Origin of the sequence: Pectobacterium versatile, from assembly GCF_003932035.1 — a bacterium.
GTDB classification, from domain to species: Bacteria; Pseudomonadota; Gammaproteobacteria; order Enterobacterales; family Enterobacteriaceae; genus Pectobacterium; species Pectobacterium versatile.
On record NZ_CP034276.1, the window covers coordinates 2,271,400 to 2,295,712 of the forward strand.

Annotated in this window: 22 protein-coding genes; 12 read left to right on the forward strand and 10 right to left on the reverse strand. The window is 51.0% G+C overall.

The genetic code is table 11. From position 1 onward, the window contains the following. Positions 1-59: 59 nt before the first annotated feature. The 3 genes from EIP93_RS10270 to EIP93_RS10280 form a co-directional block, all read right to left on the reverse strand. Positions 60-455, reverse strand: a complete 396-nt coding sequence (locus tag EIP93_RS10270; protein WP_014915147.1) for an MAPEG family protein — start codon at positions 453-455, stop codon at positions 60-62. Between the two features lie 155 nt (positions 456-610). Then, positions 611-1,423, reverse strand: a complete 813-nt coding sequence (locus EIP93_RS10275; protein WP_103971021.1) for a DUF72 domain-containing protein — start codon at positions 1,421-1,423, stop codon at positions 611-613. 78 nt (positions 1,424-1,501) lie between these two features. Then, the gene (locus EIP93_RS10280; RefSeq protein WP_103860839.1) at positions 1,502-2,719 is read right to left on the reverse strand and encodes an EAL and HDOD domain-containing protein; all 1,218 of its coding nucleotides are present in this window, start codon (positions 2,717-2,719) and stop codon (positions 1,502-1,504) included. A gap of 474 nt (positions 2,720-3,193) precedes the next feature. Here EIP93_RS10280 and aspS point away from each other — a divergent pair, with 474 nt between their 5' ends. From aspS to ruvB, 6 genes are all read left to right on the forward strand, one after another. Next, a complete protein-coding gene (gene aspS, locus EIP93_RS10285) occupies positions 3,194-4,990 on the forward strand; it encodes an aspartate--tRNA ligase (RefSeq protein ID WP_125232672.1) in 1,797 nt (598 codons plus the stop codon). 1 nt (position 4,991) lies between these two features. After that, on the forward strand, positions 4,992-5,435 hold the full coding sequence (gene nudB / locus EIP93_RS10290; protein ID WP_010275904.1) for a dihydroneopterin triphosphate diphosphatase: 444 nt from the start codon (positions 4,992-4,994) through the stop codon (positions 5,433-5,435). A gap of 23 nt (positions 5,436-5,458) precedes the next feature. Continuing rightward, positions 5,459-6,202: a YebC/PmpR family DNA-binding transcriptional regulator gene (locus tag EIP93_RS10295; RefSeq protein WP_010275900.1), complete on the forward strand. Its 744-nt coding sequence runs from the start codon at positions 5,459-5,461 to the stop codon at positions 6,200-6,202. Between the two features lie 97 nt (positions 6,203-6,299). Further along, complete coding sequence (ruvC, locus tag EIP93_RS10300; RefSeq protein ID WP_010307920.1) at positions 6,300-6,821, forward strand: crossover junction endodeoxyribonuclease RuvC; 522 nt, start codon at positions 6,300-6,302, stop codon at positions 6,819-6,821. 91 nt (positions 6,822-6,912) lie between these two features. Then, positions 6,913-7,530 (forward strand): Holliday junction branch migration protein RuvA, encoded by a 618-nt coding sequence (gene ruvA, locus EIP93_RS10305; RefSeq protein ID WP_039472816.1) that lies wholly within the window; start codon positions 6,913-6,915, stop codon positions 7,528-7,530. A 7-nt stretch (positions 7,531-7,537) separates the two neighbouring features. Continuing rightward, complete coding sequence (gene ruvB, locus EIP93_RS10310; RefSeq protein WP_103860837.1) at positions 7,538-8,548, forward strand: Holliday junction branch migration DNA helicase RuvB; 1,011 nt, start codon at positions 7,538-7,540, stop codon at positions 8,546-8,548. Between the two features lie 76 nt (positions 8,549-8,624). Here the strand turns inward: ruvB and EIP93_RS10315 are convergent, their stop codons facing one another. From EIP93_RS10315 to EIP93_RS10325, 3 genes are all read right to left on the reverse strand, one after another. Beyond that, on the reverse strand, positions 8,625-10,004 hold the full coding sequence (locus EIP93_RS10315; protein ID WP_103860836.1) for a carbohydrate porin: 1,380 nt from the start codon (positions 10,002-10,004) through the stop codon (positions 8,625-8,627). Positions 10,005-10,171: 167 nt separating this feature from the next. Continuing rightward, positions 10,172-10,477 carry a PTS lactose/cellobiose transporter subunit IIA gene (locus tag EIP93_RS10320; RefSeq protein WP_005967750.1) on the reverse strand — a complete coding sequence of 102 codons (306 nt, stop codon included), beginning with the start codon at positions 10,475-10,477 and terminating at the stop codon, positions 10,172-10,174. A 166-nt stretch (positions 10,478-10,643) separates the two neighbouring features. After that, positions 10,644-11,972: a PTS sugar transporter subunit IIC gene (locus EIP93_RS10325; protein ID WP_125232673.1), complete on the reverse strand. Its 1,329-nt coding sequence runs from the start codon at positions 11,970-11,972 to the stop codon at positions 10,644-10,646. Between the two features lie 459 nt (positions 11,973-12,431). On the opposite strand from EIP93_RS10325, the gene EIP93_RS10330 reads away from it, so the two are divergent. Beyond that, positions 12,432-13,391 (forward strand): LacI family DNA-binding transcriptional regulator, encoded by a 960-nt coding sequence (locus tag EIP93_RS10330; protein ID WP_029368964.1) that lies wholly within the window; start codon positions 12,432-12,434, stop codon positions 13,389-13,391. A gap of 102 nt (positions 13,392-13,493) precedes the next feature. Here EIP93_RS10330 and znuB read toward each other — a convergent pair whose 3' ends face one another. Both znuB and znuC read right to left on the reverse strand, forming a co-directional pair. Continuing rightward, positions 13,494-14,279 carry a zinc ABC transporter permease subunit ZnuB gene (gene znuB / locus EIP93_RS10335; protein ID WP_109224752.1) on the reverse strand — a complete coding sequence of 262 codons (786 nt, stop codon included), beginning with the start codon at positions 14,277-14,279 and terminating at the stop codon, positions 13,494-13,496. Then, positions 14,276-15,034 (reverse strand): zinc ABC transporter ATP-binding protein ZnuC, encoded by a 759-nt coding sequence (gene znuC / locus EIP93_RS10340; RefSeq protein WP_039472827.1) that lies wholly within the window; start codon positions 15,032-15,034, stop codon positions 14,276-14,278. Before znuC ends, znuB begins: the two co-directional genes overlap by 4 nt. A 76-nt stretch (positions 15,035-15,110) precedes the next feature. On the opposite strand from znuC, the gene znuA reads away from it, so the two are divergent. The 3 genes from znuA (at position 15,111) to lpxM (ending at position 18,749) form a co-directional block, all read left to right on the forward strand. Beyond that, a complete protein-coding gene (znuA, locus tag EIP93_RS10345; protein ID WP_103970934.1) occupies positions 15,111-16,130 on the forward strand; it encodes a zinc ABC transporter substrate-binding protein ZnuA in 1,020 nt (339 codons plus the stop codon). A gap of 12 nt (positions 16,131-16,142) precedes the next feature. After that, positions 16,143-17,465 carry a murein DD-endopeptidase MepM gene (gene mepM, locus EIP93_RS10350; RefSeq protein WP_010307879.1) on the forward strand — a complete coding sequence of 441 codons (1,323 nt, stop codon included), beginning with the start codon at positions 16,143-16,145 and terminating at the stop codon, positions 17,463-17,465. Between the two features lie 312 nt (positions 17,466-17,777). After that, positions 17,778-18,749: a lauroyl-Kdo(2)-lipid IV(A) myristoyltransferase gene (gene lpxM / locus EIP93_RS10355; protein WP_116586981.1), complete on the forward strand. Its 972-nt coding sequence runs from the start codon at positions 17,778-17,780 to the stop codon at positions 18,747-18,749. Positions 18,750-18,873: 124 nt separating this feature from the next. Here lpxM and pyk read toward each other — a convergent pair whose 3' ends face one another. Together pyk and EIP93_RS10365 are read right to left on the reverse strand one after the other, a co-directional pair. Beyond that, positions 18,874-20,316, reverse strand: coding sequence for a pyruvate kinase (gene pyk / locus EIP93_RS10360; protein WP_011094029.1), 1,443 nt, complete (start codon positions 20,314-20,316; stop codon positions 18,874-18,876). Between the two features lie 384 nt (positions 20,317-20,700). Continuing rightward, the gene (locus EIP93_RS10365; protein WP_010275858.1) at positions 20,701-21,570 is read right to left on the reverse strand and encodes a MurR/RpiR family transcriptional regulator; all 870 of its coding nucleotides are present in this window, start codon (positions 21,568-21,570) and stop codon (positions 20,701-20,703) included. A gap of 384 nt (positions 21,571-21,954) precedes the next feature. Between EIP93_RS10365 and zwf the strand changes: the two genes are divergently transcribed. Together zwf and EIP93_RS10375 are read left to right on the forward strand one after the other, a co-directional pair. Then, a complete protein-coding gene (gene zwf, locus EIP93_RS10370; protein WP_039480464.1) occupies positions 21,955-23,430 on the forward strand; it encodes a glucose-6-phosphate dehydrogenase in 1,476 nt (491 codons plus the stop codon). 172 nt (positions 23,431-23,602) lie between these two features. Next, the gene (locus EIP93_RS10375; protein WP_105879580.1) at positions 23,603-24,244 is read left to right on the forward strand and encodes a bifunctional 4-hydroxy-2-oxoglutarate aldolase/2-dehydro-3-deoxy-phosphogluconate aldolase; all 642 of its coding nucleotides are present in this window, start codon (positions 23,603-23,605) and stop codon (positions 24,242-24,244) included. Positions 24,245-24,313: the final 69 nt, after the last annotated feature.

Sequence of the window (24,313 nt, forward strand, 5' to 3'; positions counted from 1 at the left end):
CCCGGACGCATAAATTCCGCGCGTCCGGGAGGAACAGGTCTCGTTCTTGTTTCACGCCATCAATACAGCGTGAAAACCAGATCCCAGGGGAGATAATAGAGGTTTGCTGCAATCATCAGGATGAGCGAGGCATAGGTTGCCGCCATACCTGAACGCCGCCAGCGGAATTCGCGATGCCGAAGGCCGTAGTAGTGAACTAAACGTCCGGTGATCAATAAAATGCCGCAGAAGTGGATCATGATGATAAGGGCGCCGTTCATTTCCATCAGCACCAGCAGAATCGCCGCAATCGGAATGTATTCCACCGCATTGCCATGTACCCGGATCGCCGTTTGCAATTCATAAAATCCGCCGTCGCCATAGGCCACGCGATACTGCATTCTGAGTTTCACAACATCAATAGACAGCTTTATCAACAAGATTGCGCCAAGCACGATATAGAGCGCACTTACCATGTTTTACTCCGTAACCTAACCGAAAACGGCTTGCAGAATAATAGCTTTACCTAACGCAACTGTCGCCTGTAAAGGCCGATTTTTTTAGCGGAAATGCGTTGCATTGTAAAATTGTTTATAACCAAACGGGCTAACACATGTCAGTAACGGGTGGATCAAAAGAGTGTCGCCTGCTGTGGCCAATCCGGCTGGGGCGGAAAGGTCGGGTCGATCTCGGCGAGTAAGGGCCAAAGCTGCTGCGCCAGCGGTGGGGCATCACCGATATCCGGTGTGTGGATAAAGAAGAAGGGATTCGCCTCACGCCACTGCGGCAGCTTGTTACGCCATGACTCGAACCAGCGAAGATTTTCTTCCAGCGTTTCACTGCCGATAAAGCGAATCAGCGGCTGCGTGGCCGTCAGCACGGCGTGAACCGGCACGCGAGGCTTCTTCCGCTGGGCTTCACGCATGGCAGCGCTTTCTGGAGCGGCGTGGTGAACCGGACGGCTGTCGAGAATCACGCGATTAATACCGCGCTGCTGTAGCCCCTGATTCAACGCGCGTTCTTCATCGCCTTTAGCGAAAAATAGCGGGTGACGTACTTCTACACCGTAGCTAAATCCCTGCGGCAAAGCATCAAGAAAGCGCCACAACACGGGCAACTGCGCAGGGCCGAAGGTGGCTGGGAGTTGCAGCCATAATTGTCCGATACGGTGTGCAATCGGTTCAAGGCATTGATAAAAAAGCCCGACATCGCTATCACAGTTCTGCAAGGCGGCTTTATGGCTGACCGTTGAGGGGAACTTGAAGCAAAAGCGGAAGTTATCATGCGTCATATCACGCCAGCGCTCGACAACCTCGCGTGAAGGCAACGCATAAAAGGTCGTATTACCTTCAACACAGGTAAAATAGCGGCTGTAGTCGGCAAGATCGTTTAACCCCAACCGACTCCAGGCGGGATGCTGCCATTGTGGTAATCCGATATACATCATGTCGTCGCCATCAATAGAATGCCGACGATTATCGCGTAATTGTCTGGGCAGCGCGAGTGAACCGAGAGAAATCGTTCATAAAATTTCATCTGCCCACTGTGTTGCCTCCATGATCATGCTAAAGAAGTTTTCCTCATCAATACCTAACTGGGTTAACAGTTGCTCAAGTTCTTCCCATTCTTGCTGTTCGTATTTAGATATTAACGTCAAATAAACCGCGAGCTCGCCGGTATGATCCAATAAGCTCTGGTTAATTTTTTCCGATAGGGCGATTTGCGAAAGCAGCAGCGGCATCGGGGAATCTAATACGGCATCAAGCAGCGATAATAACCCGCAGAGAAATGCTTCGGTGGTATCAACCTTCACATTGAAAGAGGCATGCAATAACTCGAAGAACCTGGCGCGAATTAAGCTGGTGCGATAAAGCTCGCTGGGTTTATTCTCATTACTGTTGGTAATGCTAATTAATGACACAAAACGTTTAAGTTCTCGTTGTCCAAGCAGCATCGCCATGGCGCGGAAAGACATGGTGGTTGCCGTGATACCAAAGCGAGTGTTGTATTTGATATTGGTGATGTGGCGCATCAATTTATAATAAAGCGACAGATCGGCACAGACCAATTCTTCGATCGTGGCATAGTTGATCTCAGGTTTATTGACTTCTCTCAGCAGCCTGATGGTGTTGCTGGAGTTATTGACCAATTTTTTTGATTTGATCATTTCAGGACGACTGAAAAAATATCCCTGAAACAGTGAGATGCCCAGTTTCTTACTTTGCAGGTACTGCTCATGTGTCTCTACCTTCTCGGCCAGATAGATTAACTTGCGCTGCGTGGTTCTTTTGATGAAATTTTCAATGTCGCCAAAAGTCGACAGGGTTAAATCGAATTTGATGATATCAACGTAAGGCAAAAACCGATCCCATTCTGAATCCATCGAGAAATCATCAAGTGCAATTTTGAAGCCCTTTCTTTTTAGCTTTTTTACGGCAGAAAAGAGATCATTGTTGGGAATTGAATTTTCAAGGATCTCAATAACGACCTTTTCCTGTGGTAGTACCTCAGCCTGGCCATTGATCAACATCTGATGGGGGAAATTAATGTAGTAAGGCTGTTCAACCACAGATTTTGTCAATGGGTTGGTTAAGAACTGATCGGAAATAAGCTGTGCGGTTGCAAATTCAGGACTCACGTCAGGAAATCTATTGGTGATGTCCATGCGGAAAAGTAGTTCGTAAGCAACGGTTTGGAGGTGTTGATTTAAAATAGGTTGACGGGCAACAAATGAATACATACTTGTTCTCCATGTAAACCATACGCATTAGCCAATAATGGAAAAGCGCTTTTTATTAAAATTTTTATAAAAATAAGCAGTTACTCAGTAATTTTAGCAGGTTTTATTAAAAGAGAAGGTTGGCTTCCGCAAATCCTCACGCGATGTGTGTCGGCGAGTTCTGCCTCTTTGGGCTGATGAGTGGGGTTTCCTCAGGCGTTCAGTTTTGCAACAACTCTATGCGGATTAGTGAACATTCCGTTAACCGGAACGGAAATTTCGTAAAAAGAGTAGGCGGCAGCGTCGCAGAGCGTTACCTTCATGCTTATCGTTCGGGCGAATATCCTTTATAATAGCCGCCTTTTTTCATCGGACAGTAACCCAGAAAAACCATGCCGTGCAGCGAAAATGTCACTGTTTTGCACTGTGATTTACCGTGAAAAGTAATCTACCGTGAGAACGTGTGAGCTGGCGGATGAGTAAAAGGACATCGTGATGCGTACTAATTATTGCGGGCAGTTGAATTCGTCCCATGTGGGCCAGGAAGTGACATTGTGCGGTTGGGTTAACCGCCGCCGCGATCTGGGTGGTTTGATTTTTATTGATATGCGTGACCGCGAAGGGCTGGTTCAGGTGTTCTTTGACCCGGATCGTCAGGACGCATTTAAACTGGCATCCGAGTTGCGTAACGAATTCTGCATCCAACTTACTGGTGTCGTACGCGCCCGACCAGAAAGCCAAATCAACAAAGATATGGCGACGGGTGAAGTCGAGGTTTTTGCCAACGCACTGACGATTGTTAACCGTTCTGAAGCGCTGCCGCTGGATTCCAATCAAACCAATACCGAAGAAGCGCGTCTCAAATTCCGTTATCTGGATTTGCGCCGTCCTGAAATGGCGCAGCGCCTGAAAACGCGTGCCCGTATCACCAGTTTTGTGCGTCGTTTTATGGACGACCACGGCTTCCTGGACATCGAAACCCCGATGTTGACGAAAGCGACGCCGGAAGGCGCGCGTGACTATCTGGTGCCGAGCCGCGTACATAAAGGCAAATTTTATGCGCTGCCGCAGTCCCCACAGCTATTCAAACAGCTGCTGATGATGTCTGGTTTTGACCGCTACTATCAGATCGTCAAATGCTTCCGTGACGAAGACCTGCGTGCCGACAGACAGCCAGAATTTACCCAGATCGATGTGGAAACCTCTTTCATGACCGCGCCACAGGTGCGGGAAGTGATGGAGAAGCTGGTGCGTGAACTGTGGCAGGACGTGAAAGGTGTCGATCTGGGCGATTTCCCGATCATGACGTTCGCAGAAGCCATGCGCCGTTTCGGTTCCGACAAGCCAGATTTGCGTAACCCGCTGGAACTGGTCGACGTTGCCGATCTGGTTAAAGACATTGAATTCAAAGTATTCTCCGGCCCGGCAAACGATGCCAAAGGCCGCGTTGCCGCTATCCGCGTACCGGGCGGCGCACAGCTGAGCCGTAAGCAGATTGATGAATACGGCAAGTTTATTGAAATCTACGGTGCGAAAGGTCTGGCTTACATTAAGGTCAACGAGCGTGCCAAGGGGCTGGAAGGCGTGCAAAGCCCGGTAGCAAAATTCCTGAACGAAGACGTTCTGTCTGCCATGTTGGATCGTACTGCGGCACAAGATGGCGACATCCTGTTCTTTGGTGCAGACAGCGCGAAAGTGGTGACCGATGCACTAGGTGCACTGCGTCTCAAGCTGGGGCGCGATCTGAGCCTGACGAAAGACAACAGTTGGGAGCCGCTGTGGGTTGTCGATTTCCCGATGTTTGAAGAAGATGGCGAAGGCGGTCTTGCTGCGATGCACCATCCGTTTACTGCGCCGCGCGACATGCTGCCTTCTGAATTGGCAGCTAATCCGGTTTCGGCGATCGCCAACGCGTATGACATGGTCATTAACGGTTATGAAGTGGGCGGCGGTTCCGTGCGTATTCACAGTGGTGAAATGCAGCAAACCGTGTTCAGCATTCTGGGCATTACCGAACAAGAACAGCGTGAGAAGTTTGGCTTCCTGCTAGACGCACTGAAATATGGTACGCCGCCGCACGCGGGTCTGGCGTTTGGCCTTGACCGTCTGGTGATGTTGCTGACGGGCACTGATAACATTCGTGACGTTATCGCCTTCCCGAAAACGACGGCAGCAGCGTGTCTGATGACGGAAGCGCCAAGTTTCGCCAACTCGGCTTCACTGGAAGAGCTTGCCATTGCGGTTGTCGTGAAAGGGAAAGCGGCTCAGGATGGAAAATCCGAGAACGAATAAGATGGTATACAAGCGACCCGTTTCGGTTCTGGTGGTGATCTATGCCCGTGACACCGGGCGGGTGCTGATGTTGCAGCGGCGTGACGATCCTGAATTCTGGCAGTCGGTAACCGGCAGCATAGAAGAAGGGGAAAGCGCGCCGTATGCCGCACAGCGTGAAGTCAAAGAAGAAGTTAACATCGATATATCCGCGGAAGCGTTATCACTCTTTGACTGTCAGCGCTGTATTGAGTTTGAGCTATTTGCTCATTTGAGACGTCGCTATGCGCCGGGGGTCACGCACAATACCGAACACTGGTTTTGTCTGGCGTTACCTGCTGAGCGCGAGGTGCAATTATCCGAGCATCTTGCTTACCAGTGGCTGGATGTGCCCCATGCGGCGCAGTTGACCAAGTCCTGGAGCAACCGGCAGGCGATTGAGGAATTTGTTATTTATCCGGCCTGAACAGGCTTTTTTCGGAGATTTTTATGGCAGGTCATAGTAAGTGGGCTAACACAAAGCATCGTAAAGCAGCACAGGACGCCAAACGCGGTAAAATCTTTACCAAGATTATCCGCGAACTGGTCACCGCAGCCCGTTTGGGCGGTGGCGATCCGGGTTCTAACCCACGTCTGCGCGCCGCGATCGATAAAGCACTGTCCAACAACATGACGCGCGATACGCTGAACCGCGCGATTGCCCGTGGTGTCGGCGGTGATGATGATGCCAACATGGAAACCATCATTTATGAAGGTTACGGCCCTGGCGGTACCGCTGTCATGGTGGAATGCCTGAGTGACAACCGTAACCGTACCGTTTCCGAAGTGCGCCATGCGTTTACGAAAACCGGCGGCAACTTGGGTACCGATGGTTCCGTGTCATACCTCTTCACTAAGAAAGGCGTCATTTCTTATGCGCCAGGTCTGGATGAAGATGCGGTGATGGATGCAGCGCTGGAAGCCGGTGCCGATGACGTTGTGACGTATGACGACGGTGCGATTGACGTCTTCACGCCGTGGGAAACGTTCGGTGATGTGAAGGATGCGTTGGATGCGGCTGGCCTGAAAGCAGAATCTGCGGAAGTGTCGATGATTCCGTCTACCAAGGCGGATATGGATGCAGAAACGGCACCGAAATTGATGCGTCTGATCGACATGCTGGAAGACTGCGACGATGTTCAGGAGGTTTACCACAACGGTGAGATCTCCGATGAGGTGGCTGAACTGCTGTAATGGCTGGTCGGTAATGCAACGTAGCAACAGCTATCCACACGGGCGAATCGGCGGAGCGGCACGATGACAGTCGTAGCACCATGGCAATCGTAGCACGATGACAATAATAGTAGGTATCGACCCCGGTTCGCGCGTGACGGGTTATGGCATTATCCGTCAGCAGGGGCGTCATCTGACGTACCTCGGTAGTGGCTGTATCCGTACCGTGGTGGATGATATGCCCACACGGCTGAAGCTGATTTACGCTGGCGTCAGTGAAATCATTACGCAATTTCGCCCAGACTGTATGGCGATTGAGCAGGTTTTCATGGCGAAAAACCCGGATTCAGCCTTGAAGCTGGGGCAGGCGCGCGGTGTGGCTATCGTTGCCGGCGTGAATCAGGATCTGCCCGTGTTTGAATACGCGGCACGGCTGGTGAAACAAACGGTGGTAGGAACGGGCGCGGCGGATAAAAAGCAGGTGCAGCATATGGTTCGCTCACTGCTGAAACTGTCGGCCAGCCCGCAGGCGGATGCCGCCGATGCGCTGGCGATTGCCATTACTCACTGCCACTTTAGCCAAAGCCTGCTGCGAACAGCGGCGGCGAAAGTGAACCCGCTGGCAGGAAGACTGCGCTGAAACAGGAGGCTGGATATTCATCCAGCCTTTTTTATGTTATATACTCGTCATACTTCAAGCCATTCTTTCCCTACGTAAAAGGAAGCGCAACGTGATAGGTCGTCTCAGAGGCATTATTCTGGAAAAACAGCCGCCGCAGGTGCTGATAGAAGCTAACGGCGTGGGTTACGAAGTCCATATGCCGATGACGTGCTTTTACGAACTTCCTGAACTCAATCAGGAAGCGGTCATCTTTACCCATTTTGTTGTTCGCGAAGATGCACAACTGCTGTTCGGCTTTAATGATAAGCAGGAGAGGGCGTTGTTCCGTGAGTTGATCAAAGTGAATGGCGTCGGGCCGAAGCTGGCGCTGGCAATTCTCTCCGGGATGTCCGCGACGCAGTTTGTCAGCGCCGTTGAGCGTGAAGAAATTGGTGCGTTGATTAAACTTCCGGGCGTCGGTAAGAAAACGGCGGAAAGATTGGTTGTTGAAATGAAAGATCGCTTTAAGGGCTTGAGCGGCGATCTGTTTAATCCGGTCAGCGATATTCCGCTGGCATCGCCCGCTACTGCAGACAGCCGTGTTAGCGATCCAGAAACAGAAGCCGCAGCAGCATTGGTTGCGTTGGGCTATAAACCACAGGAAGCTAGCCGCATGATTTCCAAGATTGCGCGTCCCGATGCTGACTGTGAAACCCTAATCAGGGATGCACTGCGCGCGGCGCTGTGAGGTATTCATGATAGAAGCCGATCGTTTGATCTCCGCTGATGCCGTTCCCGAAGAAGAATTTATCGACCGTGCGATCCGCCCTAAATTGCTCACCGAGTATGTGGGGCAGCCGCAGGTGCGTGAGCAGATGGAAATTTTTATCCAGGCAGCTCGCAAACGTGGAGATGCGCTGGATCATCTGCTAATTTTTGGTCCTCCCGGTCTGGGTAAAACGACGCTGGCGAATATTGTTGCTAACGAGATGGGCGTGAATATGCGCACGACGTCGGGTCCGGTGCTGGAAAAAGCCGGCGACCTCGCCGCGCTGCTGACTAATCTCGAACCGAATGATGTGCTGTTCATCGATGAAATCCACCGCCTGTCACCCGTTGTGGAAGAAGTGCTGTATCCGGCGATGGAAGATTATCAGTTGGATATCATGATCGGTGAAGGGCCCGCCGCCCGTTCGATCAAACTCGATTTACCGCCTTTCACACTGATTGGCGCAACGACACGTGCAGGTTCGTTAACCTCGCCATTGCGCGATCGTTTCGGCATTGTGCAGCGTCTGGAATTTTATAAAGTCGCGGACTTGCAGTATATCGTCAGCCGCAGTGCACAGTGTTTAGGGTTGGATCTGACATCTGAGGGCGCGCTTGAAGTGGCGCGGCGCGCGCGGGGTACGCCGCGTATTGCTAACCGATTATTGCGACGTGTGCGTGATTTCTCCGAAGTTAAGTCAGAAGGGGCGATTACCGGTGATGTGGCGACACAGGCACTGGATATGCTGGCGGTAGATACCGAAGGCTTTGACTACATGGACCGTAAGCTGCTGTTGGCGATCATCGATAAATTCATGGGTGGCCCCGTCGGGCTGGACAATTTAGCGGCAGCGATTGGCGAAGAACGTGAAACGATTGAAGACGTGCTGGAGCCGTTTCTGATTCAGCAAGGGTTCATTCAGCGTACGCCGCGCGGTCGAATGGCGACGCAGCATGCCTATCGACATTTTGGCTTAACGCGTGAAGATTTAGGTTAACGGGTGAAAAAGCGTATCGCCTAAGAAATGCTTTCCATATTCAGGGAGACCACGCGGTCTCCCTGAGTTTATGTAATTAGAACCAGGCTTCCCACATTGCCCCAACGTTGAACGAATCGAGCTGCGTGTTGACGCCGGTCGTTGTCCGCGCGGTGTGTTTGTTATCGACTTCCCCGCCGGTGACGTAGAAGCGCAGCATCGGTCTGAACTCCGGTCCCATGGCGATCGAGACATTTTGGGAAAGCGTCAGCTTCCACCCTTTGTTATCGCCACCCTGACCGTAATCTACATGTTGATAGCCCGCTTCAAGCCAAGTGGAATGCACATCATTCCAGAAATACATCGGGCGAACGATGGCATTGTAGTTACGACGATCGTCCTGACTGGCTGAGTCATTCGAGTAGTCGTGGTAGGCCAGCAGATATTCGACCTGCGTTTGCGGTGTGAATTTGTATTTACCTTCAAAGCTGGCATAGAAGGTTTTCAGGTTGTCCGTTTTGTTGTAAACGCTGTTATCCGCATTGTCCGAGTAGCGAGTGATAAACTGATTGAGGCTATTTTTCCCCGTATGGCTCAGGACCGCGCCGCCTTGCCAGGCTTTCAGTCGTGCATCGTTATCCACCGCTTTCGAGTCAAAACCGTAGTTCGCGTACAGCGCAAGATCCAACGGCCCCAACTTGATGCCATGTACTTTGGACGTCAGTGCGTAATTACCTTTATCGCCCGTGCCGGAACTGCCGGTACAGCTGATACGTGAGGGGTTCGCGTTATTCGTGATCACTTCGGGGTTACAGGATTCCACGGCAGCAACGGCCGCCACATCGAATTGAATACCACCGAGATCAAAATTCTTTATCCCCGCGCCCTGGCCGTCGTGGTTCATCCAGAAGTAGTCGTTAATACCTTGCTGTGGACGCTGGTGGAAATCACGTCCGGCCCAGAGATAGGCATTTGGCTGAGAAGCAAAAAGGTTGGTAACGCCAGCATAGGCTTTTTTCAGGTTAACTTCGTCGCCCCAGTGGTCGATCATCACGACGACATCCCAGATTGCGCCGTTGTTACTTTTGAAAGCCTTGGAAAGCTGGAATTCACCGCCATTGCCTTCGTTGCCCAGACGGCCCAGCGCGGAGGCACCATTATAGGAGCCGTCAACCGCAACATATTTCTGGTCACCGCTCTGGAATTGCGCACCGTAACGCGCATAGCCAGTAAAGTTGATGCCATAAGGTATCGCCATGTCAGGCGTTTTGGGAGCGTCGGGCGTCGTCAGCGGATCGACCTGTTTACTGGCAATCGCGTCTAATTTGGCCTGACGCTCCGCCAGCGCTTTTTCTACGGCCTGAGCAACGATACGATCTAATTGCTCTTGAGTAATCGTTTCTTGTGCGAATGCGGAACCGGAGCAAAGGGCAGCCAGCACCGCCAGCGTAACGGGCAGTTTTTTGGAATTTTTCATCGTCATCTCAATTCGGTAAGTTATTTTCAGACAATAATCATCCCGCTCTGATTGGCGTGAATAATGGCACGGCGCTCAGAACAAGGTGATTGTTATTTTTTTAAACGGGTACAGCGTAATTAAATAACTGACGTAATCGACCCTCCCTATAAGGGGATTAAAATGAACTATTGCCGCTGATAGAGATGAATAATCTCTTCTGATAATTCGCGGGCGAGCAGTGATGTCATTAAATGGTCTTGAGCATGAACCATAATTAATGTCATCGGCTGTCTGGCTTCTCCCGCATCCTGTTCGATTAGTTGGGTCTGCATATGGTGGGCTTTGCGCGCGTAACCATCGGCTTCCTTCAACAGATTTTTGGCTTCATCAATGTTACCTTTACGCGCAGCGTGTAGCGCTTCAAAACACAGACTGCGTGACTGTCCTGCATTGACGATAATTTCCATTACTGCATCTTCTAATGTAATCATCATATGACCTATTTTTATGTGAACGAATATTCGCAGCACGTATTTTCTATGCCGCGTTCTTGAATGTCGTCCGGGTCGAGGAGAACGAATAATAAAAATATTCCGACCCTAAACGTTTTATTTTCTTTCTTCTATTTAATATCTATCTCTGTTTTTATTAATCCCATTAATTACTGCTCACTGTTTTCGTCAGCGAAATATCGCCCTGTATTTTTTGCTCCTCGGTTTTCATTAATGTGCGTTCATAAGCTCGCAGGAACGGCAAATACATCAGCGCGGAAAACACCATGCACAGCAGGCACATGATTAGCGGGCTGAAACTCCAGTTTGCAGCCCACGATGCACCGATGGGGGCCGGTGTGGTCCACGGCGTCAACGATACCACCTGCGCCAGCCATCCCATCTTGGTTGCGGTGTAAGCCAGCACGGCGTTAACCATCGGCACGAAGACAAAAGGGATAAATAGCATCGGGTTCATAATGATGGGGGCACCGAACATGATCGGCTCGTTGATGTTAAAGAAGCTGGGTACGACGCCCATTCTGCCAATGGTCCGCAAGTGCGTGACCTTGCTGCGTAACAGCAGAAATGCCAGCGGTAGCGTCGAGCCGACGCCGCCAATCAACAGGTAGTGATCCCAAAAGCCCTGTAAATAGATATGTGGCAAGACTCCACCGGCTGCCAGCGCGGCCTGATTCACCGCCAGATTGGTCATCCAGAATGGATTCATGATGCCCGTGACAATCAGCGAACCGTGGATCCCCGAGAACCAGAAAAGCTGGCACAGCAGCACAGACAGAAGAATGGCAGGCAGCGAGTCTGAGGCGGAAACCAGCGGTGCCAGTAGGTGCATAATCGCTTCGGGAATGATCATGCCTGTTTGCGCTTCAATGAAAAGGTTGAGTGGATGCAGCGTTGCGACAATCACCAACACGGGAATGAGGATTTCAAACGAGCGAGCGACCCCCGTCGGGACTTCTTTCGGTAAGCGAATAGTAATGTTGTGTTGTTTCAGCGCCGCATAAACTTGGGTGGCGTAGATGGAGGTCAGCAAAGCGGTGAAGATCCCTTGTCCTGACAGATATTCGGTGGAAATTTTGTCATCGGCGTAAGGCGCGGCGACAAGCAGGAAAGCCATAAACGCCAGCAGGCCCGACATCACGGAATCGAGATTAAGCTGTCTTCCCAGGCTGGCACCCACGCCTACGGAGATGAAAAATGTCATCAAGCCCATGCTGAGTTCGAAAGGCAGCATCAACTGTTCGCGATAGGTAATAGAAAAATCTAGCCAGGTACGGGCAAATCCGACGGTCGTATCTGCGGAAAACGGAGGGAAAATAAACACCAGCATAAACGAGCCGATGATCATAAAAGGTAGCGCGGCGGTAAAACCATCACGGATAGCGATCACATACTTTTGCTGCCCCAAACGCCCTGCAAGCGGGGTAATCGATTGTTCGATAGCGGCAATCATTGATTGATATAAGGAACTCATGTGAACACCTTTTCATGTGTCGCCGTAGCAGCGACAGCTCGTCACCCAGTATGTTATCGCCACGTTGTACGCCGTAACTCATTGTATCTAAAACCCTTACGGGAATATCGCGTGTGGCAGCCTTTTATAAATGTGAGCCTATGCCTGTTATTTTTCTTCCGCGGCGGACCGCATTTTCCGCCAAGCACAATGTAAAAAGTTATTGCTAAGATGATTGGATATCATATGGAAACCGTTTTCCATGCAAAGAAAAGAGAAGTGTGATGACCGTCAAGATGTGATGATTTCTGGCGGTATTAATTAGATTTACATCACATCTTATTGGTAGAAATACGCATTGGATGTTAAACGGATAATCGGTTTCCATGCTGGATGGAAACGGTTATACTGCGAAGCAACGCAATGCGCGGTTGGTGTTTAGGGTTTTGAGTCGGATTTAGCGTTTTCCAGGGGAAAATGATGTCTACAATCAACGATGTATCGCGTTTAGCTGGGGTGTCCAAAGCCACAGTCTCCCGGGTGTTGAGTGGTTCACGCGGCGTAAAGGAAGCTAGCCGTCTTGCGGTGTTAAAAGCGGTTGATGAGCTTAAATATCGGCCGAACGTCATCGCCCAGTCTTTGCTGAGTCAGTCAACCGGATGTATTGGCGTCATTTGCGCTCAGGACAACATCAACCAGACGACCGGCTACCTTTATGCGCTGGAAAAACACTTTAGCCGACATCAAAAGCATCTCTTGTTGCGGTTCGCCAGCAGCAGGGCTGAAGTGATGAATGTGCTTGATGAGCTGACCAGTGGCCTGTGCGATGACATTTTAATCATCGGCGCGCGCTTTCCGCTGAATCTGGCCGATAAGAACATCATTCTGATCGATTGTATGGAAACGGATACCACGAACAGCCTGCAATTCGATCACGCTTTCGCCACGGAAACCGCGTGTAATTACCTAATTCGGCAAGGAAGACGGCAAATTGCGTTGATCAATCCCGCCGCGAGCAGTTCAGCAGAACAGGTGCTGTTAGGGTATAAGCGGGCGCTGGAAAATAACTTCTTACCGTTTAACCGCAACCTGATTTTTATGGATGCGTCTTCATCGTCATCGGTGGCGCTGCAAGTACTGCTCAATAACAGCACGACGCTGAATTTCAATGCGCTTCTGGTGGCGGATGAACTGGAAGCCAAACGTGTGATTACGCAGCTTCAGGCGTTTAATAAATCCGTGCCAAAAGACATCATGGTATTCAGTCTGGCAGGGTCTCTCGATATTCCGGGCATTCCGGCGATACCCGCAATCGAATATTCGATGGATGCGGTGGCGGCCAGAATCGTGTCGTGGCTCAACGAGAAAACCCAGGATGTGCTGGGTTCGTATGTCTTGCGGGGTGATTTAATCATTCCAGATATGGCTAACCGGCAATAAACGCGGCTCGTGCAATCTCCAAAATATAAAGCCCTTCTGAATCACGTATTCGGAAGGGCTTTTTGCTATTGAGTTTCTGTACTATTGAGTGATTGATAGGCTCTAGGCAGGTTGTCGCTTAATCAGGCTGGCAATAAACAGTAGCGATGCGCACAGCACCACCGACGGCCCAGCGGGCGTATTGTAGCCAGCCGAGAACGCTAAACCGCCTGTCACGGCAATCATTCCCACAATAATCGCAATACACGCCATTTGTTCCGGCGTCCGTGCAAAGCGTCTGGCACTGGCAGCAGGAATAATCAGTAGTGACGTAATGATCAGCGCACCCACAAATTTCATGGCGATACCAATCGTTAATGCGGTGGTTAGCATCAAGAGCAGCTTGGTGCGCTGTAGTTTTATGCCATCGACGTGCGCCAGCTCTGGGCTGATCGTCATAGAAAGTAGTGCGCGCCATTGCCAGCACATAATGGCAACAACAACGATAACACCAGCAGCGATAACCCACAGATCTTCTGTTGTGACAGAGAGCAAATCACCAAACAGGTAAGCCATCAAGTCCACGCGCACGTTATTCATCAGGCTGACGACCACCAATCCAAGCGACAGGGCGCTGTGTGCCATGATGCCGAGTAACGTATCGATAGCCAGATAGGGGCGTCGCTCCAGCCAGACAAGCCCCAACGCCAGAATGAGCGTCACGGCAATAACGGCAGCAAACAGGTTGATGTTCAGCAGCAGGCCGAAGGCGACACCGAGTAAAGACGCGTGCGCCAGCGTGTCACCGAAGTAAGACATCCGTCGCCAGACGACGAATGAGCCGAGCGGGCCGGCCGCAATCGCTAGCAAAATCCCCGCCAGCCAACCGGGAAACAGCAGTTCTATCATGCGTCGTTTCCACCTTGTCTTTTCAGAATGATACGTCCCTGTAGATCGTGACGATGATTATGATGGTGGCGGTAAACCGCCAATTGCTCCGCGCCGCGGTGGCCGAACATCGCTAAAAACTCAGGATGAAGAGAAACCACTTCAGGCGTGCCGGAGCAGCAAACATGTTGATTAAGGCAGAGAACTTCATCGGTTTTCGCCATCACCAAATGCAGATCGTGCGACACCATCAGTACACCGCAGTGGAATTCTTGCCGCAATTGGTTAATGAGATCGTACAGCGCGAGTTGCCCATTGACATCGACACCCTGCGTCGGCTCATCCAGTACCAGCAGTTGGGGCTGGTTGAGCAGCGCGCGTGCCAGCAGGACGCGCTGGGTTTCGCCACCGGAAAGTTTCTGCATCGGCTGTTCCAGCAGATGTGCAGCCTGAACCCGCTTGAGCGCTGGTAAAATATCCTGCTTTTTCACGCCGGGGCGCAGTTGCATAAAACGGCTGACGGTCAAGGGCAGGGTGGTATCCAAATGCAGCTTCTGCGGAACGTAGCCGATACGCAGCGCGGGATCCCGTACCAGTGAACCGGAGGTGGGGGCAAGTAGCCCTAATACCACGCGCACCAGCGTCGATTTCCCTGCGCCATTCGGCCCGAGCAGCGTCAGAATTCGACCTGCCTGCAAGGTAAGAGAGATATCTGACAGAACCTTGCGGCTGCCAAATGTAACTGAAATATTATTAAGTGATACCAATGTGGACATAGAATTCGGTTTGCATAACCCATGTAACGTTATAATATAACAAACAACACCATAAAAATCGATGGGATCGACTTTCATGCAGCAATCTATTCAACAAAAAAAATCTATTCAGCAAAAAAAATGGTTAAAAAGTGTGTTTGTTGCCAGCGCGCTACTCGCAAGCGGGATGTCAATCAGCGCGGCATCCGCTGCGGTCATTACGTCAATTCGTCCTTTAGGATTCATTGCGTCGGCTATTGCCGATGGCGTGACGCCCACTGAGGTTTTGTTACCTGATGGCGCGTCGCCCCACGATTATGCCCTGCGCCCGTCTGATGTCCAGCGTTTACAGTCTGCTGAACTGGTGATTTGGGTCGGCCCGGAAATGGAAGCCTTTCTCGGGAAGCCGTTAGCGAAAGTCTCACCTGAAAAGCAGATTGCGCTTTCCGCGCTGCCAGCGATTAAATCTGAGCTGGAAAAAGAGGCCGGACACGATCATGAGGATGGTCATGAACAGGCGCATGATGACCATGAAAAAGGCCACGATCATAGCCATGCCGCCCATGATGACGGCGATGATGGTCACCATCATGGTGAGTACAATATGCATATTTGGCTGTCGCCGGAGATGGCAAAACAGGCGGCAATGGCCATTCATGCAAAATTATTGGAACTTATGCCTCAGAATAAGGACAAACTAGACGCGAATCTGCTTTATTTCACGGATAAAATCGGGCAAGCAGATGAAAAAATTGTTAAGATGCTAGCGCCTGTGCAGGGTAAAGGGTACTTCGTGTTCCATGATGCCTATGGTTATTTTGAGAAACACTACGGGTTAAGCCCCTTGGGTTACTTCACGGTTAACCCCGAAATCCAACCCGGAGCACAGCGTTTACATCAAATACGAACACAGTTGGTTGAGCACAAAGCCGTATGCGTTTTTGCTGAACCACAATTCAGGCCAGCCGTTATTAATGCTGTTGCCAAGGGAACCGACGTGCGCTCGGGTGTGCTCGATCCATTGGGAAGCAATATTGCACTGGGTAGAGATAGCTATGCCGATTTCTTGTTGCAGCTATCGAACCAGTATGTGAGCTGTCTGGAGGAAAAATCATGAGGATACGAATAAGTGCAGCAGATAGTCCGAACTATCGCTCTGGCGTATAACAGCTTACCTCGTCCCCATCGCGTCATGCTGGGGTCGCTTACCGTTGTAACATTGGCCGTTGCTGTTTGGCGGCCTTTTGTTTATCCCCACGTCGATGATGCCCCCGTCATCGTGAAAGATATCGACCTGGAAACCAGCCAACTGCGAACGTTGACGCCTGAAGCCAGTGAACCGATAGACCAACCCTCGCCAGATGACGAGATTCCACAAGATGAGCTGGATGATAAGGTTGCTGATGAAGGCGGTGTACATGAGTACGTGGTCTCTACGGGCGATACCTTAAGCAGCATTTTGACGCAGTACGGCATTGATATTGCGGATGTCACTCAGCTTGCGGAGCAGAATAAAGATTTGCGGAACCTGAAAATTGGTCAGCAAATTTCATGGGCTCTGGCAGAAAACGGCGACCTGCAAAGTTTGACCTGGCAGATGTCCCGCCGTGAAACACGCATTTATGAGCGTGTTGGCGCCGATTTCAAAGAGCGTATTGAAACGCTGAAAGGCGAGTGGCGTAACAGCGTTCTGAATGGCCGAGTCAGCGGCAGCTTTGTCAGCAGCGCAAAAAACGCCGGTTTGACCAGCACAGAAGTGCGTGAAGTCATTAAAGCGCTGCAATGGCAGTTGGATTTCCGTAAATTACGCAAAGACGATACCTTCTCTGTCCTGATGTCCCGCGAAATGCTCGATGGTAAAAGTGAGCAGAGTGAGCTGGTCGGTGTTCGTCTGAATACGGGTGGCAAAGACTATTACGCTATTCGTGCAGAAGACGGTAAATTCTACGATCGTGAAGGTTCTGGATTGACGCGCGGTTTTATGCGTTTCCCAACCATGAAACAATTCCGTATTTCCTCCAACTTTAATCCACGTCGTCTGAATCCAGTGACAGGGCGCGTCGCACCACATAAAGGTGTCGATTTTGCCATGCCGGTCGGTTCACCGGTTCTGGCCGTCGGTGATGGCGAAGTCGTGATCGCGAAACGCAGCGGTGCCGCGGGGAACTATGTTGCTATCCGTCATGGTCGTCAGTACACCACGCGCTACATGCATATGCATCGCATTCTGGTTAAGCCGGGACAGAAAGTGAAACGTGGCGATCGTATCGGATTGTCCGGTAACACAGGCCGCTCCACTGGCCCACATCTTCACTATGAATTCTGGATCAACCAGCAGGCGGTAAACCCGTTAACGGCTAAACTGCCGCGTTCTGAAGGGCTGGCGGGTAAAGAGCGTCGTGATTATCTGGCGCAGGTTAAGGAAGTGGTACCGCAGCTTAAGTTTGATTAATGATATCCGTCATACTTCAAGCTGCTTGTGCGTTGGCCGCCCTTACTCACCCCAGTCACTTACTTGTGTAAGCTCCTGGGGATTCATGCGGTTGCCGCCTTCATGCAACTTGAATTATTTAGGATAGATATTGATTGCATGTTATGCCGGTGGCTTGCCGCCGGCATTTTCATTTATAGAACATTTGATAGAACACGGGTTCCTGATTCTTTATTATCGAGCAGGCGTGTTTTTGCGTAACTGTCGTCGGCGTTGCTAAACGCCGAGCGGCAATTATGATTATGTTTACTGATTGATCTGAAGAGTTTAGGCATGGAAAAAGAAAAAAAATCGAACGCTGAATTTGTTCCCCAGTTTCAACGCGCCTTTTTTCATCCGCGTTATTGGGGCGTTTGGTTAGGCGTTGGTGTGATGGCGCTCGCTGCCTATGTCCCCGCGCGATTAAGAAATCCGGTGCTGGGTGGGTTGGGGCGTTTTGTCGGGAAAATATCAAAAGGCGCCCGCCGCCGTGCCCGTATTAATCTGCTGTATTGCATGCCGGAATTAACGGAAGCACAGCGCGAAGCTATCATCGATGACATGTTTGCGACGGCTCCTCAGTCGATGATCATGATGGTGGAAGTGGGAATTCGTAACCCGAAGAAAATCGAGAAATATGTTCGCTGGCATGGCGAAGACATTCTGGATCGCATTAAGGAACAAGAAAAGAATGTGATTTTTCTGGTTCCGCACGGTTGGGGGGTTGATATCCCTGCGATGCTGCTGACCTCGCGCGGCCAGCGTATGGCGGCCATGTTCCACAACCAGAAGAATGCGCTGGTGGACTACTGGTGGAATCGGTTACGCCGTCGTTTTGGTGGCCGCATCCATGCTCGTAACGATGGTATTAAACCGTTTATCAGCTCCGTGCGCTCCGGGTGCTGGGGTTATTACCTGCCCGATCAGGATCATGGCGCTGAGCACAGCGAATTCGTTGACTTTTTTGCGACCTATAAGGCAACGCTGCCTGCCGTCGGACGGCTGATGAAAGTGTGTCGTGCTGATATTGTGCCGCTGTTCCCGGTGTATAACGCTAAAGACGGCTGTCTGGATGTGTTTATTCGCCCGCCGATGGACGATTTAGCGGATGCGGATGACGTATATATTGCGCGGCGCATGAATGAAGAAGTGGAAATTCTGGTCAAACCTAACCCTGAGCAGTACACCTGGATTCTGAAGCTGCTGAAAACCCGCAAGCCGGGTGAGATTGAACCGTACTGTCGGGATGATCTATACCGCGACTAGTTTATACCGTAGCTAATTGTGGGCTGACTGGCCGCATAGATAAAAAAGCCGGACGAGAAATCGTCCGGCTTTTTGCTGGTATGAACCGTCCACCACCTCAGCAGCAGAGCGGTTATGGTACTGATTATTCCACGCGCAGGATGCGGATCGTGTTAGTGGTGCCCACGGTACCCATGATGTCACCTTGTGTGACGATGACCAGATCCCCAGACATCAGGAATCCTTTGTCACGCAGCAGGATCACTGCATCATTGGCGGCAGCAACGCCGTCCGTGTAGCTGTCGAAATGCACGGGGGTAACCCCACGGTACAGTGCGGTCAGGTTTAGCGTGTGCTCATGACGAGACATCGCGAAAATTGGCAGACCGGAACTGATACGGGACATCATCAGGGCGGTACGACCAGATTCCGTCATGGCGATCAGCGCCGTAACCCCTTTCAGATGGTTGGCGGCGTACATGGAAGACATCGCGATGGATTCTTCCGTGTTATCAAACTGCACGTCAAGGCGGTGCTTGGAGACGTTGATGCTTGGGATTTTCTCCGCGCCTAAACACACTTTCGCCATGGCAGCGACGGTTTCAGCCGGATATTGGCCCGCGGCGGTTTCCGCTGACAGCATCACGGCATCGGTGCCATCCAGCACGGCGTTGGCAACATCCATCACCTCTGCACGAGTTGGCATCGGGTTGGTGATCATCGATTCCATCATCTGCGTGGCGGTAATGACCGCACGGTTCAGCTGACGAGCACGACGGATCAACTTCTTCTGAATCCCTACTAGCTCTGGGTCGCCGATTTCAACACCCAGATCACCCCTAGCGACCATCACTACGTCGGAAGCCAGAATAATGTCATCCATGGCGGCATCTGAGCAGACGGCTTCGGCACGTTCAACTTTTGATACGATCTTGGCGTTACAGCCTGCATCGCGTGCGAGGCGGCGTGCGTAGTTGAGGTCTTCACCGGTACGTGGGAAAGAGACAGCCAGATAGTCGACGCCAATTTTTGCGGCAGTAATAATGTCGGCTTTATCTTTTTCCGTCAGGGCTTCGGCAGACAGGCCTCCACCGAGTTTGTTAATGCCTTTGTTGTTAGACAGCGGTCCACCAACGGTGACTTCGGTGTAAACCTTGAGGCCCTCAACCTGAAGGACTTTCAGCTGTACGCGGCCGTCATCCAGTAACAGGATATCGCCAGGCACAACATCGCTTGGCAAGCCTTTGTAATCGATCCCGACTTTTTCTTTATCGCCTTCGCCTTTCGCTAAATTGGCATCAAGCAAGAATTTGTCGCCAATATTCAGGAAAATTTTACCTTCTTTGAAGGTAGAAACGCGAATCTTTGGACCCTGTAGATCGCCAAGAATGGCAACGTGGCGGCCTAATTTAGCCGCAATTTCACGAACTTTGTTGGCACGTAATTGATGATCTTCTGCTGTGCCGTGAGAAAAATTCATGCGTACTACGTTAGCGCCCGCATTGATAATCTTTTCAAGATTATTATCACGGTCGGTAGCGGGCCCCAGGGTGGTGACAATCTTGGTTCTTCTGAGCCGTCTGGACATGTATAACTCCGTTCACTTGTGAAGCTGTAGTGTTGCGATTAAGCGTCGAATAACGGTGCAAAATGTCACTTTACAACAAAACTATTTCACCTGCGTTATCCGAACATCGTGTTGAGTCTGATTATCATACTGTACAGGTAATCCCCGCCGTCTTTCCATGCCTGTAGTCTGTGGCCATATCAAGATGAAACAGGTTGATGATACCGCTCATTTTTCATTACCCGTCATACTTCAAGTTTCATGTGCGTTGGTTGCGCTTACTCACCCGAATCACTTACTTGAGTAAACTCATCGGGATTCCCTCGCTTGCCGTCTGCCTGAAACCCGAATTATTTAGGGTATAAAATATAACTAAAAAGCAAAGCACAATGTAAAACTTATGTATCACCTGAAGGGGTTAATCAGCCGCTCGTCTTTATCAAAGCGTGATTCACGCAGGGCCTCTTTGACCCGTTTCAGGTTATCACGAAACTTTTCCCCGCGGCGCAGCGTGAACCCTGTCGCCAGAACGTCGATCAACGTTAACTGAGCAATACGGGACACCATTGGCATATAGACATCGGTATCTTCAGGCACATCAAGCCGCAAAGCCAGCGACGCTTCACGCGCCAGCGGCGTGCCGTCCGAGGTGATGGCGATAACGGTCGCGTCGTTCTCGCGTGCCAGTTGCGCCATTTCGACCAGACTTTTGGTTCTGCCTGTGTGGGAGATTAATACCACGACGTCGCCGTCGCTGGAATTCATGCAACTCATGCGCTGCATGACGATGTCGTCGAAGTAAACGACGGGGATATTGAAGCGGAAAAATTTGTTCATCGCATCATGTGCGACCGCAGCGGAAGCGCCCAAGCCAAAGAACGAGATTTTCTTCGCCTGCGTCAGCAAATCCACGGCGCGGTTGACGGCGGTAACATCCAGACTGGATTTTACCTGCTCCAGGCCAGCCATGGCGGATTCAAAAATTTTACTGGTATAGGCGTCAACGCTGTCATCTTCTTCAACATTACGGTTCACATACGGTGTACCGTTTGCCAGACTTTGCGCCAGATGTAGTTTAAAATCGGGAAAACCTTTAGTTTCAAGGCGGCGACAGAAACGATTAACCGTTGGCTCGCTGACATCGGCCATTTTGGCTAAGGTCGCGATGCTGGAGTGAATGGCTGTCTGTGGCGTGCTCAGGATCACTTCAGCAACTTTTCTTTCTGATTTGCTCAAGAGTTCCAGGTGACTCTGGATTTTTTCCAGCATATTCATACGACAAGGGCCATGTAAGTTTTTTCCAATTTCAACTAAAGGTACAACTGGCATGTATTACGTGAAAAAATGCACGTCGTGAAAATATACTACGACCCTGTAGTGGTTGGCAGAGGGCAACAGGCTAAGTTGGGTCCTTTTTTTGCCAGAACATGACATGTGTCTAACTTTCAGAAAAGTAATCGGCTGTCAGAAACGACGAAAAATTTCGTTTTAGGGCGAATGCATAAGTGACTTCAGCCACTCTACAGACCGATTTATGCATGGTTTTCAGTCAATACCGACCATTATTTGGCATTTTTATGATGGGTTTACTGGCTGTAGTCAAAAAGAGTACATTATCGCTGTAATAAAATTACAGCATCCTGCAACGAGGAGATGAACATGGCGGTAACTTCAACAGCCCAAGCGTGCGATCTGGTTATTTTCGGTGCTAAGGGCGATCTGGCACGCCGTAAATTGCTGCCTTCCCTTTACCAGTTGGAAAAAGCAGGTCACATCCATGCGGACACCAGAATTATCGGGGTGGGCCGTGCGGATTGGGATAAAGCGGAGTATACCCGCGTCGTGCGCGAAGCGCTTGACACCTTTATGAAAGAAGCCATCGACGATAAGTTGTGGGAAACGCTAAGCAGTCGGCTGGATTTCTGCAATCTTGATGTGGAAGACACGAAAGCCTTCAACAAACTGGGCAAGATGCTTGACCAGAAAAACCGTACCACCATCAACTATTTTGCGATGCCGCCTAGTACATTCGGTGCGATCTGCAAGGGGTTGGGAACCGCAGGGCTGAATAAAGAGCCAGCGCGTGTGGTAATGGAAAAACCGCTAGGTACCGATCTGGCGTCTTCTCGCGTCATTAACGATCAGGTCGCGGAATTCTTTAACGAGTGTCAGGTTTACCGCATCGACCACTATCTGGGTAAAGAAACCGTTCTGAACCTGCTGGCGCTGCGTTTTGCCAACTCGCTGTTCTCCTCAAATTGGGACAACCGGACGATCGACCATGTGCAGATCACGGTAGCCGAGGAAGTTGGGATTGAAGGGCGCTGGGGCTATTTTGATAAAGCCGGCCAGATGCGCGATATGATCCAGAACCACCTGTTACAAATTTTGACGATGATTGCGATGTCGCCGCCGTCTGATTTGACGACCGACCGCATCCGTGATGAAAAAGTGAAAGTGCTGCGTTCACTGCGTCGTATCGATCGCTCCAACGTGCACGAAACGACCGTACGCGGCCAATACACGGCGGGTTTTGTTCAGGGACATAAAGTGCCGGGCTATCTGGAAGAAGAGGGTGCGAACAAAAGCAGTAGCACGGAAACCTTCGTCTCGATTCGCGTTGATATTGACGACTGGCGCTGGTCTGGCGTGCCGTTCTACCTGCGTACTGGTAAACGTCTGCCGACCAAATGTTCAGAAGTCGTCGTGTACTTTAAAAACCCGGCGCTGAACCTGTTCCATGATTCCTACCAGCAGTTGCCGCAGAACAAGCTGATCATTCGCTTGCAGCCGGATGAAGGTGTGGAAATTCAGATTCTGAACAAAATCCCGGGGTTAGAGCACAAACACCGCCTGCAAACGGTAAAACTGGATCTGAGCTTCTCGGAAACCTTTAATCAGCAGCATTTAGCGGATGCTTATGAGCGTCTGCTGCTGGAGACCATGCGTGGGATTCAGGCACTGTTCGTCCGCCGTGATGAAGTTGAGGAAGCCTGGAAATGGGTGGATTCCATCATGGATGCGTGGGCGATGGACAACGATGCACCGAAGCCGTACCAGGCAGGAAGCTGGGGGCCGGTGGCATCCGTGGCGATGATTACCCGCGATGGCCGTTCCTGGAATGAGTTTGAGTAATTTTTTGATAATACGTCAGTAATGGGGAGGCTGATCGAGGACGGTCGGCATCCCACAGTTTTTAATGTATGGCTCACGGTGCGGTCGGACATCTGCGGCGACGCAGATCCCTGTGGCAGGGGCGCGCTATATAATTAATGGTGCCTTCGGGCATGACTGGAGATAACTTTTGATGAAAAACTGGAAAACGAGCGCGGAACAGATTTTGACAACGGGTCCCGTTGTTCCTGTGATTGTGGTCAACAAACTGGAACACGCGGTGCCGATGGCAAAAGCGTTAGTCGCGGGCGGCGTTCGCGTTCTGGAACTGACATTGCGTACCGACTGCGCCATCGAAGCGATTCGCGCGATTGCGAAAGAAGTACCGGAAGCCATTGTGGGCGCGGGTACGGTAACAAACCCTGAGCAACTGGCTGCGGTCGTTGAGGCCGGTGCGCAGTTTGCTATCAGCCCAGGTCTGACCGAACCGCTGCTGAAAGCAGCGACGGAAGGTAACATCCCGTTGATTCCAGGTATCAGCACTGTGTCTGAACTGATGCTGGGTATGGATTACGGCTTACGTGAGTTCAAATTCTTCCCAGCGGAAGCTAATGGCGGCGTGAAAGCGCTTCAGGCGATCGGGGGGCCGTTTGCTCATATCCGTTTCTGCCCAACCGGTGGCATTACGCCGAATAACTACCGCGACTATCTGGCGCTGAAAAGCGTGCTGTGCGTAGGTGGTTCCTGGCTGGTGCCGAACGACGCGCTGGAAAGCGGTGATTACTCGCGTATTACTGAACTGGCGCGTGAAGCCGTTGCGGGTGCAAAAGCGTAAGTTTGTTCGTTACTGAATGATGAAGGCCACTCACTGCGAGTGGCCTTTTTTATGGTGGGCGTTTTATCT